This window comes from Robbsia andropogonis (assembly GCF_034047095.1).
GTDB classification, from domain to species: Bacteria; Pseudomonadota; Gammaproteobacteria; order Burkholderiales; family Burkholderiaceae; genus Robbsia; species Robbsia andropogonis.
Genome location: NZ_CP139170.1, coordinates 447,196 through 464,794, shown reverse-complemented (window position 1 = coordinate 464,794; position 17,599 = coordinate 447,196). Strand labels below are relative to the sequence as shown.

General features: G+C 58.1%; 13 protein-coding genes and 1 tRNA gene. 6 read left to right on the top strand and 8 right to left on the bottom strand.

What is annotated here, in order from left to right; translation table 11 throughout:
• Positions 1–229 precede the first annotated feature (229 nt).
• The 4 genes from htpX to def form a co-directional block, all read right to left on the bottom strand.
• Positions 230–1,090: a zinc metalloprotease HtpX gene (htpX, locus tag SJQ66_RS15660; RefSeq protein WP_320534988.1), complete on the bottom strand. Its 861-nt coding sequence runs from the start codon at positions 1,088–1,090 to the stop codon at positions 230–232.
• Between the two features lie 239 nt (positions 1,091–1,329).
• Positions 1,330–2,040 carry a LysE family translocator gene (locus SJQ66_RS15655; protein WP_024903470.1) on the bottom strand — a complete coding sequence of 237 codons (711 nt, stop codon included), beginning with the start codon at positions 2,038–2,040 and terminating at the stop codon, positions 1,330–1,332.
• Positions 2,041–2,151: 111 nt separating this feature from the next.
• Positions 2,152–3,186 carry a methionyl-tRNA formyltransferase gene (gene fmt / locus SJQ66_RS15650; RefSeq protein ID WP_024903471.1) on the bottom strand — a complete coding sequence of 345 codons (1,035 nt, stop codon included), beginning with the start codon at positions 3,184–3,186 and terminating at the stop codon, positions 2,152–2,154.
• A gap of 115 nt (positions 3,187–3,301) precedes the next feature.
• Positions 3,302–3,805 (bottom strand): peptide deformylase, encoded by a 504-nt coding sequence (def, locus tag SJQ66_RS15645; RefSeq protein ID WP_024903472.1) that lies wholly within the window; start codon positions 3,803–3,805, stop codon positions 3,302–3,304.
• Between the two features lie 485 nt (positions 3,806–4,290).
• Between def and dprA the strand changes: the two genes are divergently transcribed.
• The 3 genes from dprA to SJQ66_RS15630 all read left to right on the top strand — a co-directional run bounded on the left by dprA (position 4,291) and on the right by SJQ66_RS15630 (position 9,271).
• A complete protein-coding gene (dprA, locus tag SJQ66_RS15640; RefSeq protein WP_320534987.1) occupies positions 4,291–5,994 on the top strand; it encodes a DNA-processing protein DprA in 1,704 nt (567 codons plus the stop codon).
• Entirely contained in the window at positions 5,984–6,358 is a 375-nt protein-coding gene (locus SJQ66_RS15635; RefSeq protein WP_407691537.1) for a thioredoxin family protein, read from the top strand. The genes dprA and SJQ66_RS15635 overlap by 11 nt, the downstream gene beginning before the upstream one ends.
• 231 nt (positions 6,359–6,589) lie before the next feature.
• A complete protein-coding gene (locus tag SJQ66_RS15630; protein ID WP_024903475.1) occupies positions 6,590–9,271 on the top strand; it encodes a DNA topoisomerase III in 2,682 nt (893 codons plus the stop codon).
• 88 nt (positions 9,272–9,359) lie between these two features.
• Here the strand turns inward: SJQ66_RS15630 and SJQ66_RS15625 are convergent, their stop codons facing one another.
• Positions 9,360–10,403: a LysR family transcriptional regulator gene (locus tag SJQ66_RS15625; RefSeq protein WP_024903476.1), complete on the bottom strand. Its 1,044-nt coding sequence runs from the start codon at positions 10,401–10,403 to the stop codon at positions 9,360–9,362.
• Positions 10,404–10,960: 557 nt separating this feature from the next.
• On the opposite strand from SJQ66_RS15625, the gene SJQ66_RS15620 reads away from it, so the two are divergent.
• Positions 10,961–11,968, top strand: a complete 1,008-nt coding sequence (locus SJQ66_RS15620) for a D-2-hydroxyacid dehydrogenase family protein (RefSeq protein ID WP_253463593.1) — start codon at positions 10,961–10,963, stop codon at positions 11,966–11,968.
• A 39-nt stretch (positions 11,969–12,007) separates the two neighbouring features.
• Here the strand turns inward: SJQ66_RS15620 and SJQ66_RS15615 are convergent, their stop codons facing one another.
• Positions 12,008–12,484 (bottom strand): OsmC family protein, encoded by a 477-nt coding sequence (locus SJQ66_RS15615; RefSeq protein ID WP_024903479.1) that lies wholly within the window; start codon positions 12,482–12,484, stop codon positions 12,008–12,010.
• A gap of 163 nt (positions 12,485–12,647) precedes the next feature.
• Here SJQ66_RS15615 and SJQ66_RS15610 point away from each other — a divergent pair.
• Positions 12,648–12,723, top strand: a tRNA-Lys gene (locus SJQ66_RS15610).
• 760 nt (positions 12,724–13,483) lie between these two features.
• On the opposite strand, the gene SJQ66_RS15605 is transcribed toward SJQ66_RS15610, so the two are convergent.
• Together SJQ66_RS15605 and SJQ66_RS15600 are read right to left on the bottom strand one after the other, a co-directional pair.
• Positions 13,484–14,641 carry an FAD-dependent oxidoreductase gene (locus SJQ66_RS15605; RefSeq protein ID WP_024903481.1) on the bottom strand — a complete coding sequence of 386 codons (1,158 nt, stop codon included), beginning with the start codon at positions 14,639–14,641 and terminating at the stop codon, positions 13,484–13,486.
• A 436-nt stretch (positions 14,642–15,077) separates the two neighbouring features.
• The gene (locus SJQ66_RS15600; RefSeq protein WP_024903482.1) at positions 15,078–15,806 is read right to left on the bottom strand and encodes an SDR family oxidoreductase; all 729 of its coding nucleotides are present in this window, start codon (positions 15,804–15,806) and stop codon (positions 15,078–15,080) included.
• Positions 15,807–15,891: 85 nt separating this feature from the next.
• Here SJQ66_RS15600 and SJQ66_RS15595 point away from each other — a divergent pair, with 85 nt between their 5' ends.
• Positions 15,892–16,851 (top strand): LysR family transcriptional regulator, encoded by a 960-nt coding sequence (locus SJQ66_RS15595; protein WP_024903483.1) that lies wholly within the window; start codon positions 15,892–15,894, stop codon positions 16,849–16,851.
• Positions 16,852–17,599 lie beyond the last annotated feature (748 nt).

Below are 17,599 nucleotides of genomic sequence, written 5' to 3'. Positions count from 1 at the left end.
GTCAGACCGGGCACCCAATGTCTTACGTGCAGGTCTTGGCGAGGCAGAGGAACGTTCGGTCATCGGAAGCGACAGTCTGTGATGCTGGAACCGCGCATTCTACTCCGGTCACCGTCCACCATGCCCTTCCCCCACGATAAGGCACTACCCACGAATATTACAAACGGTGCGTACCAACATGGGACGCGACGCATTTGCAAGGCATTGCCGAACAGGCCGACGGTATCGTTCAGCCCGGGTATTGACCCGTCTGCGCCATATGCATCAGGCGGGCGACGCGCTCCTCCGTTGCCGGATGGGTCGAGAACAGCTTGGCGACGGAACTGCCGGACAATGGATTCATGATCATCATCTGTGCGGTAGCCGGATGTGCCTCGGCCGTCGGGAACGGCACACCGCTCGCATAGGCGTGGATTTTCTCCAGTGCCGATGCCAATGCGGTTGGATCGCCCGAAATTTCCGCACCACCGCGATCGGCCTCGAACTCCCGGGCGCGTGAAATCGCCATCTGAATCAGCGATGCCGCGATCGGCGCGAGAATCGCCACCGCAATCGACGCGATCGGATTCGTCGGTCGTCCTTCTTCGTCGCGACCACCAAAGAACATCGCGAAATTAGCCAGCGCCGAAATGGCACCGGCCATCGTCGCGGAAATCGTTGAAATCAGGATGTCCCGGTGCTTGACGTGCGCCAACTCATGCGCCATCACGCCGCGCATTTCTCGTTCGGACAGCACGCGAAGGATGCCGGTGGTGGCCGCGACAGCGGCATGCTCGGGATCACGCCCGGTTGCAAAAGCATTCGGGGCATCTTCATTGATCAAATACACACGCGGCATTGGCAATTGGGCGCGATGCGCCAGTTCCTGAACCATCCGGTAGAACTCTGGCGCCGTGGATTCATCGACTTCCTGGGCGTTGTACATCCGCAACACCATGGAATCCGAAAACCAGTAAGAGAAGAAATTCATGCCCAAGGCAATCACCAGCGCGATGACCATGCCACGATGACCACCAATCGCGCCGCCAACTACGACAAACAGCGCGGTAATGCCCGCCATCAACGCTGCAGTCTTCACCCAGTTGAACATTGTTCGACTCCGAAATAGGCGCCCCGCGGGCGCTCGCTGTCGATCGACCCGCCACATCACTGAAGATATGGCATGTTGACCGACGTTGTATTGTAAGGTTTTTGTTAGATAAGGGCGAAATAGAAAATTTCAATCCCTTACGCTACCGAGCAATACGCCGCAACACGCGTATGAAACGCTGTCGCGGAAATTTTGTATGCGAGGTCCTCGGTGGGAGGCTGAAACGAGGTGACGGGCGCTCAGCGCGTGATCAATGCGAGCCGGACACCCAAGCCGACGAAAAGGCTACCGACGGCACGATCAATCCAGCGCTTGATGTAGGGATTGGACGCCACGCGGCGCGTGAGTCGTCCTGCAACCAATGCGAGTCCCGTATTCCAAATCAGTGATATCGCGATAAAGACAAGCCCCAGCACCAGGAACGCGAGGCGCTTATCGCCAAGCGTCGGCTCGACGAACTGAGGGAAAAAGGCGACGAAAAATAACACGACCTTGGGATTCAACAGGTTTGTCACGAAGCCTTGCCAGAAAAGGCGATGCATTTGCACCGGGACATCGTTGCCTTGTACGCCGGCTGACGGGACCGGGACAGCGGACTGACCGGGCAGGTGCGGCGGCGCATCGCCTGCCGGGGTGGATACTCGCCATTGCCCACGTACCGCTTGCCGCGTCATCAACATGCGAATACCGAGCCAAATCAAATAAGCGGCCCCGACCCATTTGACGATCGTGAAGGCTTGCACCGATGCGGCCAGCAATGCGGCCAAACCAAGGACGGTCAACGTCAAATGGACACAGCAACCGGTGATGATGCCCAATGCCGAGGCCAGGCCGGCCCGCGGACCACTGCTGATGCTACGCGCGACGATGAAAGCGGAATCCGGCCCGGGCGTGACCGACAACGCGATGCACGACAGGATGAACAATGAAAAATGCGTGATGCCAAACATGACTTCTCCACGGACGCAGTACGGGGCTGACTGGTCAACGCGATTCTACGGTGATGATGGCCCCGCGGCAATTCGGCCATCTGGCCGACTATTACGACGCGACAGGCCCGCTTACGATGGGTTCACTATGAATCGCTGACCAACGGAGACCGGAAAGCCCGTGAGGAATTCCCGTACCGCCAAGCGCTTGCCGCCCGGCTTCTGGCATGCCAACAATCGAATTGCCTGCTGCGCGCCGCAAGCAACCACCAGCCCGGAAGCGTCTGCACGCAGCACTGTGCCTGGAAGCTCCGCGGCGGCGTTTGCAACGTCGTCGGCAGGCTCGGCGGCCCAGATCTTCAGCGTGACACCGTCAAGCACGCCGGTCGCACCGGGAAACGGATCGAATGCCAATATCTGGCGAGTCAACGCATGAGCGTCCCGCCCCCAATCCAATGCGCTTTCCGCCTTCGAGATCTTCTCGGCGTACGTGACGCCCTCGCCAGGTTGCGGCGTGGCGTTCAGGTGCCCCGCCCTCTCAAGTTCCGAAAGCGTCGCGACAATGGCGGCCGCCCCGGCCTCCGCCAATGCATCATGAAGCAACGCCGTGGTCGTGCGAGCACCGATCGGCACCGTGACACGCGAAATCATCGCACCGGTGTCAAGGCCCGCATCCATTTGCATCAATGTGACACCGGTTTCGACATCCCCTGCCTCGATCGCGCGCTGTATCGGTGCCGCGCCGCGCCAACGGGGCAGCAGCGACGCATGGATATTGATGCAGCCGAACCGGGGCAGGTCCAGTACCCATTGCGGCAGAATCAGGCCGTACGCTGCCACGACCATGACATCGTGCGGCGTGGCGTTCAACAAAGCATTGGCGGCGGCGGCTTCCTCGGGGTAGCGCCCGTCGAGGCGCAACGACGTCGGTTGCGCGACAGGCAACCTGCGCGCCAACGCCTCTCGCTTGACCGCGCTGGGATGACACTTCATGCCCCGCCCTGCCGGACGATCGGGTTGTGTCAGTACCAACGGCACAGTAAAACCCGCGTTGTGAATTGCCACCAGTGCCTGTGCGGCGAACTCCGGCGTTCCGGCAAAGATCACGCGCAACGCATGCTTGGCAGCGTCGACCCCGCGGAGCCCGGTACTTATCGGCGCACCCATCGACGGGGCTTGATCGAGATCCCCGGGAGCAGGAGAAGGAGACGTATGAGACATGGAACAGGCATCCGGGCAAGGCAAAATGGGCACATCGCCCGAAAATCGCGCGAGCGCGACGTCAGACGTTCGCAGCCTGTTTCTTCAGCTTGGTACGAACCCGATTTTGCTTCAGCGGCGACAGATACTCTACAAACACCTTGCCCAGCAAGTGATCCATCTCGTGCTGGATACAGATGGCCAGCAGACCTTCCGCCTCGATTTCTCGCGACTGGCCTTTTTCGTCGAGTGCCTTTACCCGTACCCGCTCGGAACGCTCGACATTGTCATAGATGCCGGGCACGGACAAGCAACCCTCTTCATTCAGCTTGCGTTCTTCGCTCGCCCAAATGATTTCGGGATTGATCAGGACGATCAATTCGTCCCGTGCCTCAGACACATCGATCGTAATAACACGTTCGTGGATGTCGACCTGCGTCGCCGCCAGACCAACGCCGGGGGCGTCATACATCGTCTCCGCCATATCCCGAATGAGCGTCTTGATCCGGTCATCGACGGCCACAACCGGCTTGGCCACTTTGTACAGTCGCTTGTCCGGGTATTTCAATATGTTCAACAACGCCATGATGTCACCTGCCTCGGCAATGTGCGCGCCATGCGATCGATCAGCCATAACCTGAACGGTCTATTGCCTCGAGTCGACTGCCGCGTAATTACGGCGTTCATACAAGCCACGGCGCGCGCTTTTTGCCTACCTTTCGAATCGACAAGTTTAGCATGCCTGCCGTCGCGTTCATGCAACAGTCTGTTTGTACAAGGCATCATCACGCAGGGCTGCGTTGGGTCGCAGCCTGGACCGCAAGCGATGTTCGCAGGCAACGTGACGACAAGCGCCACAGCGATCACGGGAGCAGGCGCACGCAAGCGTCGATCAGCCTGCCGCTCAAACAGAGAGCCTCAGGAGGAAACGGTGCAGGCGGGTACCACCAACCAACAAACCAATCGAGACAACGGCCGCCAAGGACACACTGCCATGACACGACGCTCCTGCCCTCGTAAGGGACCCCACCACCGAACAGAACGCTGCGGGAGCCGATGGGGGAGGTCGATATGAAAAAGGAAGCACGCACGCTATGCAATGCGGGCGGCACAATTGACGCACCCGATGGCACCGCGGCACATTCACCAGGCTCTACGCGCCCGCCCGGCACCGATAGCCCACCCTATCCTGGAGAATCGCTCGCCTCGTCACGGGTGGCGCACAAGGGCCATTTGCTGGATTGGGCTGATGACCGCGAGATTACCGCCTGGCTCGACATCGCCGCGCTTCCTTTGCGCTATCGGCGGGCATTCGCCGCTGACTGCCAAAAACGCACCATCGGCGCGGTCCACGACGCGGCGGCACAGCCCAGGCCGACGGATTTTGCCCAGCAGTGGATCGCACGCACCGTGCGGTCAATGGCAGGAACATTAGCAGTGAGCGCTGGCGCGGCACACCCGGCGCTGCCTCGGGATGCGATGTCGCGCGTTGCAAGGCTCAAAAACTGGCTGCGCGCGCCGGGACGACACCTGCTGACGTTGCTCGACGACGATTACCCATCGCGCTTACGCCATTTGGAGGACCCGCCTCCATTGCTGTACGTACTGGGAGATATCGATTGGCTGCATCAGCCGATGATCGCCATTGTCGGCAGCCGTCGCGCGAGCGCCCAAGGCAATGAATCAGCTGCGTTTCTCGCGGCAGCGCTCGGCGCGCGCGGGTGGTCCATCGTCTCCGGACTCGCCGAGGGAATCGATGCCGCCGCCCACCGAGCGGTATTGCCCGGCAGCACCTACCTTGCGACGTATCGCAGGGACATGCCGGAATCGGTGCCCATCAGTACCATCGCGGTCATCGGGACGGGGATTGACCAGGCCTACCCGGCATGCCACCGATCATTAAGCGAGTCGATTGGCCAGCATGGCGCGGTGCTGTCCGAATGGCCATTGGGCACCCCACCAAAAGCCGCCCATTTTCCGCAGAGAAATCGACTCATCGCCGCACTGGCGCATGGTGTCGTGGTCGTGGAGGCGGCGTTGCGATCCGGATCGTTGATCACGGCCCGACTGGCCAATGAGCTGGGCCGTGACGTTTTCGCGCTGCCTGGCTCCATCTTCTCGCCGCAGGCGCGGGGCTGTCACGCCCTGATTAAGGACGGCGCCACGCTCGTCGAATGCGTCGAAGACATCATCGACACGCTGCCTCCCATCGCCGAGGCTTTCAGCAGCGGAACGCTACCGCGGCCCACATCCACTCCAGCAGCATCACCGGCGCACACCCCAAACGGCAGCCCGGTACAAATGCATTGCCGCTCGATCCCTCCGGCTCGTGCGGATCAAACGGTTAGCGTGGTCGGCATTGATGCCAACAACGATCACGTGGCGGTCAGGGCACACCACCGGGCCAGTACCGTCCTTGCCGCACGGACGATCGATGCATGGCCGAGCGACGAGCCCGTGCTGGCAGCGTTGGGGCATGATGCCGTCACGCTCGATATGCTCTGCCTTCGCACGGGGCTGCCGGCAGCAGCGGTCGCGGCGACGTTGGCCAGCTATGAGATCGATGGCATCGTCGTCCACAGTGGCGGGCGCTTTACGCGATTGCACGCGCCCGGACGATGCAAGGTACAGCGGAACGTGCTGAAATCAACCTCATCCCCGAAGCACGCCCGCGAAACCAGCGTTGGCGCAATTCAGGCAGCCACGGGAAACGTGGTAGAGTCGGCGGCAGATTCCGCCCCAAGACAGACCGAGGCAGACGAGCGTGCTATTTGATCTGGACAATACGGACGACGAGACGACTGTCCGCGCCCGGCTTGACGCCGGAGCGACCCTGGTAGCCTGCCTGTGCGCGCAGTGGTGCGGATCCTGCCGCGATTATCGCGATGTCTTCACCGGACTGGCGAGGACGTTCCCACAGTATTGTTTCCTGTGGGTGGATGTTGAAAATCAGGCAGATCGGGTTGACGCATTCGATGTCGAGAATTTCCCGACGATCGTCATTGAGGATGCGGTTGCGACTCGGTTTGCCGGAACACTGTTGCCGCAACGCGGTATCCTCGAACGGCTACTGAACGAAGTGCCGCAGTTGCCAGGAAACGGTACGGCCCCGACGCTGCGCGCTGCGTTGGCAGTGTAAACCCAACAACCACCTGTCGATTTCGCCGGTGTGCAGGCAGGCCGGATCGGCCCGCAAGCGTAAAGCGGAACCGCAAACGGCAAGGAAGATTGAGGCGGTGAATGTTTTGATCGTCGTCGGTTGTGTTATAAAGCGTCGAAACGGTGTGACCCCATGGCGTTACGGTACCGGAGTCTCGCGGTCCGACACGTTACCCCTGGCGTCAGCCCTGTATATAGAATAGCGTCCATCATGTCCAAAGCTCTGATCATTGCCGAGAAACCTTCTGTCGCGAATGACATCGCGCGGGCGCTTGGCGGCTTCACAAAGCATGATGAGTACTTCGAATCCGATGACTTTGTCTTGTCATCGGCAGTCGGCCATCTGCTCGAGATCGCCGCTCCCGAGGAATACGACGTCAAGCGCGGCAAATGGAGCTTCGCGCACCTGCCGGTGATTCCGCCGCACTTTGACTTGAATCCGATCGCGAAGACCGAGTCCCGTCTGAAGGTCCTGTCGCGGTTGATACGGCGCAAGGACGTGGACCGCCTTATCAATGCCTGTGATGCCGGGCGCGAGGGCGAGTTGATCTTCCGCTACATCGCGCAGCATGCAAAGGCGAAGCAGCCTGTGCAACGGCTTTGGCTGCAGTCGATGACGCAAGGGGCGATACGCGAGGGGTTTGCCCGGCTGCGCACCGATGAAGAGATGATGCCACTGGCCGATGCCGCGCGTTGCCGTTCGGAAGCGGACTGGCTCGTTGGCATCAACGGCACGCGCGCCATGACCGCATTCAATAGCAAAGGCGGCGGCTTCTTCCTTACCACCGTTGGCCGGGTGCAAACGCCTACACTGTCGATCGTCGCCGAACGCGAGGAAAAGATTCGTCGTTTCGTCCCGCGCGACTATTGGGAAGTGCATGCGGAATTCGTCTGCGCCGCCGGTTTCTATCAGGGGCGCTGGTTCGATCCAAAGTTCAAGAAGGACGAGTTCGACCCGGAACAACGCGACTCGCGACTCTGGAATAAGGCTGCGGCGGAATCGGTGGTGGCGGCGTGTCGTGATCGCACCGGCACCGTGACCGAGGAAGCCAAACCGTCGACACAGATGTCGCCGGCGCTGTTCGATTTGACGACCTTGCAGCGGGAAGCAAACGGCCGTTTTGGTTTCTCGGCGAAGAATACGTTGGGTCTGGCGCAAGCGCTGTACGAACGCCACAAGGTATTGACCTACCCGCGTACCGATGCGCGCGCACTGCCGGAAGACTATATCCCTACGGTCAAGACCACGCTTGAGATGCTGAAGGAGGACAACAACTACCTCCCGCATGCACGCAAGATCCTGGATCAGAGCTGGGTAAAACCGAACAAGCGGATTTTCGATAACTCGAAGATCAGCGATCACTTTGCGATTATCCCGACCACGCAGCCGCCGAAGAACCTGTCGGAACCGGAACAGAAGCTGTACGACCTGGTGGTCAAACGTTTCCTCGCCGTATTCTTTCCCGCCGCCGAATTCCAGGTCACCACGCGGATCACCGAAATTGCCGGTCATCGCTTCAAGACCGAAGGCAAGGTTCTGGTGTCGCCAGGTTGGCTGTCGATCTACGGCCGGGAAGCCCAGGGCGATGACGCCAACCTGGTCCCCGTTGCAAAGGACGAGAAGGTCAAAGCGGACTCCGTTACCGCGCAAGGACTGGTTACCAAACCACCGGCGCGCTACAACGAAGCGACGCTGCTTTCGGCAATGGAAGGCGCCGGAAAACTGGTGACGGACGAAGACCTGCGTGAAGCCATGGCCGGAAAGGGCCTGGGCACGCCGGCCACCCGCGCGGCCATCATCGAAGGCCTGCTCGCGGAAAAATACCTGATCCGTGAAGGCCGGGACTTGATCCCCACGGCAAAAGCGTTCCAGTTGACCACGCTTTTGCGCGGCCTGGACGTCAAGGAATTGACGCAGCCCGAATTGACGGGTGAATGGGAACATAAGCTGTCGCAGATCGAAAGCGGCTTGTTGAAGCGCGATGCGTTCATGCGCGAAATCGCGCAGATGACGCAGACCATCGTCAAGCGAGCAAAGGAATACGACTCGGATACGATTCCTGGCGATTACGCCACGCTGTCGACGCCTTGTCCGCACTGTGGTGGCGTGGTGAAGGAAAACTATCGCCGCTTTGCCTGTACGAAGTGCGAATTCTCGATCTCGAAAATCCCCGGCGGTCGTCAATTTGAAATTGAAGAAGCCGAGGAATTGCTGCGCGAGAAACAGATAGGGCCGCTGTCGGGATTCCGCAGCAAGATGGGACGTCCGTTCTCCGCTATCTTGAAGCTGGTGGAAGACAGCGATACGAAGAACTACAAGCTTGAATTCGATTTCGGCCAGGATAACGGCGAGGAAGGTGGCGAACCGCCTGATTTCTCCGACCAGGAACCGGTTGGTGCCTGCCCGAAATGCAGTAGTCGTGTGTTCGAGCACGGGATGAGCTATGTGTGCGAGAAATACGTCGCTCAACCACGTGCCTGCGACTTCCGGTCCGGCAAGGTTATTCTGCAGCAGGAAATGAGCCGCGAACAGATGGCGAAACTGCTGGGGCCGGAAGGCAGAACCGACTTACTGACGAACTTCAAATCGTCGCGGACGGGCAGGAACTTCAAGGCCTTCCTGGTCCGTCAGAAGGATGGCACCGTCGGTTTCGAGTTTGAAAAGAAAGATCCGGCCGCCAAGAAAGGGGCTGCGCGTAAAACCGCCAGGAGCACATCGACAGAAGAAGGCGCCCCGGCGAACGACGATGACGGCGTAGCCATGGCGACTAAAAAAGTGCCCGCAAAAAAGGCTGCCGCGAAGAAAATCGCAGCGAAAACGGCTACCAAGACCGCGGCCAAGAAAGCTGCCACGAAAGCGGCATCAAAGCGCGCAGCAACCAGCGATGCCTGATTGACGGGGGGACGGGTACCGGTGGGTTACCAGCTCGGCCCACCAGCAGGTAACCTGCGGTGACTCAGGAAGGGTGGCGCGCCTCGTCTTACTGCGCTGGAACCGCTTCGGCGTGGAGTCGCATTGCGTCGAATGCCCCCCTGCCGCCTAAATCAGAGTGCGCCGCCGTCCCCACCTCTTCGCCGCTCGACAGCGGTGATGCCACACCTTGCATAGGCGCGCCCCATTTCTCGATCTGCTCGACCGGTTCCTCGAAATGCGCAACCAGATGATCAATGAATGTCCGCAATTTCGCCGGCATATAGCGGCGGCTGGGGTACACGACGTGAATATCGATTGGCGCCAGTCGGTAGTCAGTCAGCAGCGCCGTCAATGTACCGGCCGCCAGATCCCGCCCGATCAAGTAGCTCGGCAGCACGGCGATACCCGTACCGCGCAGCGCAAACTGTCGCAACATTTCGTAGTTGTTTGCCAGCAGCACACTGGCCGGTCGCACGCGCGTCTCACCGTCCGCGCCTTCGAACACGTACTCGTCGTCCGAGACCGAGGCATTGAGCGTCACACACGCGCGTCCGGCCAGCATCGACGGATGGTCGACCTGGCCATGATGGGCCAGGTAATCCGGTGACGCGCAGACCACGAGAGAACCCGTTGTCAGGCGACGGCTGACAACACTCGCACTACGGATATTACGAGCGATTGCAATGCCGACGTCGAACCCCTCCTCGACAAGGTCCACGCCTCTGTCTACCAACGTCACATCAGGCACGACCCGAGGAAAGCGCCCGGTGTAGTCGGTCAGCACCTGACCGAGGTTGTGCATACCGAACACGACGGGTGCGACGATACGCAAGGTGCCCACGGGCTCATGCGTGCGCTCGAGCACCATCTGTTCCGCGTCGTCGAGTTCTTCCAGAATTTGTTTTGCGCGTTCCAGGTAGACCTGCCCCGCTTCTGTCAGGGACAAACTCCGCGTCGTGCGGTTCATAAGGCGGGTGCCCAAGCGTCCTTCCAGGTCCGCAACGTGGCGAGTGACCACCGCGTTGGACATATCGAGCTGGGTCGCTGCCCGTGCAAAGCTGCCCAAATCAGCAACTTTCACAAATACGCGCATTGACTGCAATTGATCCATAACCACTCCGATTCAGCGTCGCGCAACGGATGCGCTCGCGGCGTCTTCCGATTTCCTCGAAACACAAGACGAATTGTCCTCCTTCGCGGCAATATTTGCTTGGCTTAGCAAGAAACTTATCGCGATGGCGCGGTCAAACCGGGTATTGACGTAAATTTCCGTGCTTTTTTTACATCGTCGCCCGCATTTACGGGAGCTGGCGGACACGACACGCGGGTGCAGCCAGGAAAAAATCCTCGGAAAGTAGGCCGACCGCGCAAGAATCGCTTCCGGAACGCAATCTTCGCGCCAAGCGTCATTCGAATGTCACCATCCTCAAAATGGATGTGGTCTTGCCCCCGTTTATGTATCTGCGTGCAGTGCCCCCCTCTGCTTGCCCATTACTCGCAGGACAATCAGGCGGAATTATTTGAAAACGACGCACCACGACGAGGCACCCGGATATCGCAACGGCATGTAAAAGGAGTTGAATCGATTGCAAAAATCGGCATCAATTACGTATTCGTTGGTTCAACAAATGGCGCCGTGCAAGCGGTGCAGCTTTTGGAGACAGAGTTTTGAAAATTGCGATCCTCGACGATTATCAGGACGCCGTGCGCAAACTCGATGCCTTTGCATTGCTGGCCGACCATACGGTCTCGGTCTATAACAATAGCGTGCGCGGCGTTGGACACCTGGCGAGCCGTTTGGCCGACAGCGAAGCACTGGTGCTGATTCGAGAGCGCACGAAGATCACAAAGTTGCTGCTGGACAAGTTACCGAAGCTGAAAGTGATTGCGCAAACGGGCCGCGTCGGTAGCCATATCGATCTGGAAGCGTGTACGGAGCGAGGCATTGCGGTGCTGGAAGGAAAAGGCTCACCTACGGCACCGGCCGAGTTGACATGGGCGCTGATCATGGCCGCGCAGCGCCGAATCCCACTTTATATTGCGAACCTGAAGCAAGGCGCGTGGCAGCAATCGGGATTGCGGGCGGCGTCGATGCCGCCAAATTTCGGCATGGGCCGCGTTTTGAAGGGGCAGACGCTTGGCATATGGGGATATGGCAAGATCGGCCGATTGGTTGCCGGCTATGGGCGCGCGTTCGGGATGAATGTGCTGGTCTGGGGCCGCAAGTACTCTTTGGGTGCGGCACAGGCGGACGGAATGGAAATTGCCACATCGAAAGAAGCGTTTTTCGAACGCGCGGATATATTGACCGTGCACCTGCGCCTGACCGACGAAACGCGGGGCTTGATCACGCTCGACGACTTGTCATTGATGAAGCCGGACGCATTGTTCGTCAACACCAGTCGCGCGGAATTATTGGAGGAAGACGCGCTGATCGCGGCGCTCCAGCGAGGGCGTCCGGGCATGGTGGCGGTCGATGTGTTTGAATCGGAGCCTATTCTGCAAGGCAATATGCTGCTACGGATGGAGAACGCCATCTGCACGCCGCATATCGGTTACGTCGAACGCGAGAGCTATGAGCTGTACTTCGACTACGCGTTTCGCGCGCTGCTGAATTTCGAGCAAGGCAGCAGCGAAAACATCGTCAATCCAGATGCGATGATGCGACGTCGATGATTCAGCGACGCACCATGCGGTGAAGCGAACCGATGCCGGCTACAGGTTGGATAGATCGATTACGGGCTCACAGCGAACGGGGAAGTTTACAGAGTTCGCCAGGAAGCACGCGTGATGCGCGTCGTTGTGTAGCGATGCGGCCAATGCTGCGTCGCCACCAACGCCGATGGTCACGCGTGGCCGTAATATCACTTCCGTAAAGCAGCCCGGCTTGCGCAGGTTGCCTTCGTCCATCGTGCCCTCGGCGTCATCGACATAGCCGGTGACAACGATGCCCTTGACGGCGGCAAAGTGCAAATACCACAGCATATGGCAGCTCGCAAGAGATGCCAGGAACAGGTCCTCCGGATTATGCCGCGCAGGATCCCCGCGGAATGCCGGGTCGCTGGAACCTTCGATGGACACCTTGCCGGGAATGCGAACCACATGATCACGGGTGTAGGCGTCGTACGCGGAAGTGCCTGTACCTCGGTCGCCCGTCCATACGATCTGGGTCCGGTAAGAATGAATCGTCATCGCAAACGCCTGTAGAAAGGGAGCGGAATGCATATTGTCGCGTGATCGCCCCACACGCGTTGCTTGAATATCACACGCACAAACAATTATCTCGAATAGGAGAATTTTTTGACCACGGGGACTTGCGCACGTCGAAATTCATGTGCATAATCTCGCTTCTGTTGGGGCGTTAGCTCAGTTGGTAGAGCAGCGGACTCTTAATCCGTAGGTCGAGTGTTCGAGTCACTCACGCCCCACCAACCGAATTCATCTGTAGAAAATCAAGCACTTACGCGGAAGCGTCGGTGCTTTTTTTTCGTCTCGCGTGGGCGTGATGAGCCATCCAAAACTGGTGTTTGCCGGAAATCTACCGGAACGCAAGAATTCAGACCAAGCGAACTCAATCTCTCGCAGGAGTCTGGAATGGCATACATCAGTCAACGCGGTGAATACGGGCGCGCGGAAATCCGTCGGAGCGGGTACAAACCCGTTTATCGGAGTTTCGATACAAAGCAACAGGCTCAGAAGTGGGCGCGCCGAGTCGAGGGGAAATGGACTCCGGCTCATTCATCGACCGATCCGAGGCCGAGCGCACTAGCTTAAGCGACGCACTGCAAGTGGGTCATATTTCGTTGCAAATCAAAATGATGGCAATCCGGAGCGGCTGAAAAGCGATGCCGCGCGAGCCCCTTGCAAGCGTCATCTCATAAAACAATACGACACCACTTGAACAGAAGCGGTGAGCGCCATAAATAGCGGCATTCCACCACGTCGGCGAAACCAGCGCGTTCCCGTGGCTTGCGACACCCCGACCGCGGCGGCAGTCCTTCTCACTTATGATGCCAGTTGCAACCTGCGACCCAAGCCAACGCTCAACCTCTTTCAGATGCAACGGCGCACCAGGCAAGCGCAAAGCGCCGCGCCCCGTGAATTGTGGAAGTCACTCCCCGTACGACCCATGCCCCCCCCCCCCGAGAGTAAGGGGTTGCGACAACCAGTTGAATCTACTGTGTTGACCTGTCAGGGTGATGAGAACATTTCCAACAAACCTTGAGGCGCGTCATCGCCAAAGAAACGTCGATGATTCTGCGCAGTGCGTTCAGCAAAGGCGGTGCTACGACGATAAAGCGCTTGTTCATACGCGGTCAGCGCCGACTCAATGTCACCTGGATGGTCGCATAGCGCTTGGGCAAGTTCGGCCCCGTCGAAAATAGCGAGATTGGCTCCCTCGCCCGCGAACGGGGACATGAGATGCGCCGCATCGCCCACGAGTGTCACGCCGGGGACACGCGCCCATCGATGATCTATTGGCAGTGCGTAAATGGGCCGCGCTATGGGAACAGTGTCGCCCTCCGTAATCAACGCCCGAAGTGCAGGAGCCCAACCTTCAAACTCCTTTGCGAGGCGATGCAGTGCAGCCGTCCGTTGGCTGACATCAATGGCCTCTATCCATGCCTCGTGCTTGTTCAACGCGACGTAGGTATGCAGCGTGCCGTTCGCGTAACGGTGCGCCAAGATCCCTTTGCCCGGTTCAACCGCCATCAACGTTCCGCTGCCGATCGCTTTTGCACTGGCTGCGTGGCGGGTATCTCCGTCGAAAAGACTGATCGAGACAAACGTCGTCCCGGTGTACGCCGGCTTTGCAGAAGATAAGAGGGGACGAACCTTCGACCATGCACCGTCGGCCCCAACGAGCAGGTCCGTCATGACAGTTGCACCATCGGCAAATTCCAGCATGTGCCGCCCATCAGCAAGGTGGGTCGCCTTCGTGAACTTGCAGCCCCATTGAATGGCATCAACAGGAAGTGACGCGATAAGGAGGCGGCGTAGCGTACCGCGGTCCACCTCTGGATTGACTGTGCTGTTTGAACCGGGCCTGTCGAGCAAAACGTCGCCGTACCTGTTAACAACACGCTTGGCATCCTCGCCTGGCAAGGCAAGACGAAGGAATTCGTCGTAGAGGCCGGCAGCCTTCAGCCCAAGCTGGCCGTTGTATTCGTGGATGTCCAACAAACCACCCTGCGCTCGTGCATCAGACGACATTTCTGCTTCGTAGACGGTTGCTCGTATTTCATTCACGTGCAAGACGCGTGCGAGCGTCAATCCGCCAAGGCCCGCGCCAATAATCGCAATGCGGGGATGGTGCGAAAAAGATAAGGAATCAAGGTGGCGGTTCATGGCGCGTTCCATTAACTACGAACATGCGCACCGACTGTGCGAAGGTTCATAGGAAGTCCGACGTGGGTCGGGGGAAACGCTGGCCAACCTTGCACGATGTGCTTTGGTGACGTGTACGCGACTATCGAATGAATAGTGAAGCCCAAGAGCAGCACGATCGACAGCCGTTTTTCGCGGTTTTCAGCGGAGATTCTCGCACGAGCCGGCCGCTCAGGCAACGTTGCCCCCTGTTGGACACTTGTTTCCAGCCACAAAAAGCATCGAAACCCATTGAGCGCTAATCTACGTGAAGATAGTGCGGCCGAAAAGCAACGGCTTATCAGCATACTGGACGTCATTGTGACGCTTCAGGTCCCTCGTCCATCCAAAATTGATCGACCTGTCACAACGAGGCGCTTTTCTCTCGCGCTGCCATTCGCAGCATGCGATAAACGCATTACCAAGGAATCTGATTGCGTTCGAAGTAGAAACGCCCCGATTTTCCGGTTGGGTCTTGTGTAGCAAGCCAGACGATGCCTTCTGCAGCCTCCTCCACCGTACGATAACCCGAGTGGTTGTTAAAATCGGTGGCGGTGTAGCCTGGATCGACAGCATCGACCTTGATATTGGCTGAGGCGAGTTCCTTCGCAAAGGCCAGCGCGATAGCATTGAGAGCCGACTTCGAAGTGTTGTATCCGAGAAAATTGACGCCATAGAACTGGTTAGCTGGATCAGACAGCCAGCCAAGCGATCCCAACCCACTGCTCACCATCACAACTGTGCCTCGCCCAGCGGATTTTAGTAGCGGCACGAACGCCTGGGTCACACGAATCGATCCAAAAACGTTGGTCTCGTACACAGCCCGGATATCGTCGATCGGTTGCTCGCTTGGTGCTGTTTGCTGATTACCGGCAATGCCTGCATTGTTGACCAATACATCAAGTCGACCGTCTTCGTCTCGTACGCGTGCTACGGCAGCAAAAACGCTGTCCTCCCTGGTTATATCGAGCGGCAGTAGTCGGACGTCATGGCCCTCTGCCAATAATGTCTTGACGGCTTTCTCGCCGCGTGTCGCATCACGGCAACCGAGCCAGATCCGATGACCCAACCGACCGAGTTGCCGAGCCGTTTCGTAGCCGATGCTCCTGTTCGCCCCCGTGATCACAACAGTTTTGGTGGTGTTCATGTTTTCTTCCAGAATAAGTTTCCGGCTTCTTTAATTCGTTCGGCAATTTCTGATAATCTCATAAAAATCGAATGGACTGATCGCCATGCCGAACAATAACGATGACGAATCCAATCTGGATCTGCTTTCGGTCTTCCTCGCTGTTTTAGATACCGGAGGTTTTCGCGCCGCGGCTCAAAGGCTGCGCCTGTCTCCCTCGACAGTGAGCGAACGGGTCGCGCAGCTCGAACAACAACTGGGCGTGCCGCTATTGATCCGCACCACACGAAGCGTCATGCCGACGGAAACGGGGCGCGCACTTGCTACCCGTATTGCTCCGCTAATAGCAGAAACGCGCGTCGCCCTGCGGGATGCAGCCAGCTCGCGAAATGTCGTACGCGGACGTCTGAAGATCAACGTAACGGGCGCCGTGATGGTCGATATCCTGCCGCCGATTATCGACCGCTTCATGGAAGCGCATCCGGAAGTGCGAGTTGAAATCATGGTGGATGATCGACTCGTCGATATCGTGGCGGCAGGTTGCGACGCTGGAATCAGGTATGGCGAACATTTGGCGCAAGATACTATCGCCGTGCCAATAGGACCGCGTTATCAGAGAATCGCATGGGCTGCGGCTCCGGGGTACCTGGCGTCGCGGGGCGTTCCGAAACATCCAAACGACTTGCTGAATCACGAATGTATACGGTTGCGTTTTTCGAGCGGCGCTGTCGTCGAATGGCAATTCGAGTGCGGTAAGGAGAAAGTCAAGATTGATCCGCCCGGCCGCATCATTGTCGGCGTGGATGGTGTTTCCGCGGCAATCGGATTCGCGCGCAAAGGGCACGGTGTCATCGGTACATTCGAAAACTGGCTAAACCCCTATCTGGAAAGCGGTGAGCTGCTTGCGGTCTTGCATGACTGGTGGCCTACATTCGAGGGACCGCAGTTGTACTTCTCGAACAGATTTGCATCCGCCCCACTCAGGGCGTTGGTGGAATTGGTCAGGGAGGAGCAGCATGCTACTCAACGCTCGCATGTTGCAGCTGACTCCGCTCAAAAGCCTTAATGCCTGCTCGCCGTGCTACGCCAGCTAACGCTCCGCCCTCGCGGCCTAGCGCGTCGAGCCGGGCAATTAACATGTGTCCGGTTGGAAATCGAGACGGCGATGCTGCCGGATCGAAGCCAGTTGAATCCGCCACTTTAAAAACGGCGCATTACACCCTTGCCTACCGATAAACTTCGAAAGCGCAATATGATGCCGCTCCTCGAAGAAATATCAGTTCAGTTTTTTACCGCCAACACCGCCATGTTCACACTAGACCGACATGGAGAACATTACAGGTATCTCGCAGCAGAGATGGCGCATTTATTAATAAGAAATACCATGTATTAACGATCAGAAGTTTTTGATCTTGGAAATCTCTGGACCGCCGAGATATCGATATCAGTGCGGCGCCACTATCGATTTCCTGCACATAATCGTCGAAACATTCGTCCGAGGTAAGGCGACTTCTTGAGCCATGTGCAAGCAACCGATTTTTTTTATGGATCATGGCACTTTTATTGACCAGACAGCAACTTGCCAGATGACAGAGTTAGCTGTTTACCAAGCAAAGGCTTTAGACCTCATCGTAGCGCGGCAGTAAGGTCGACAAGCCAAGTTTTCAAGCGATTTTCGATGTGACGTCGCCCATGATCTGCGGCGGCATCACACTGGGCCCATACATGAGGATGGTGTCACATCTACAAAAATCAGGCTAAGAATTCTTGGGTGACGGCTTCAGTAAAAATAAATCGTACCGTAAAAGCATTTG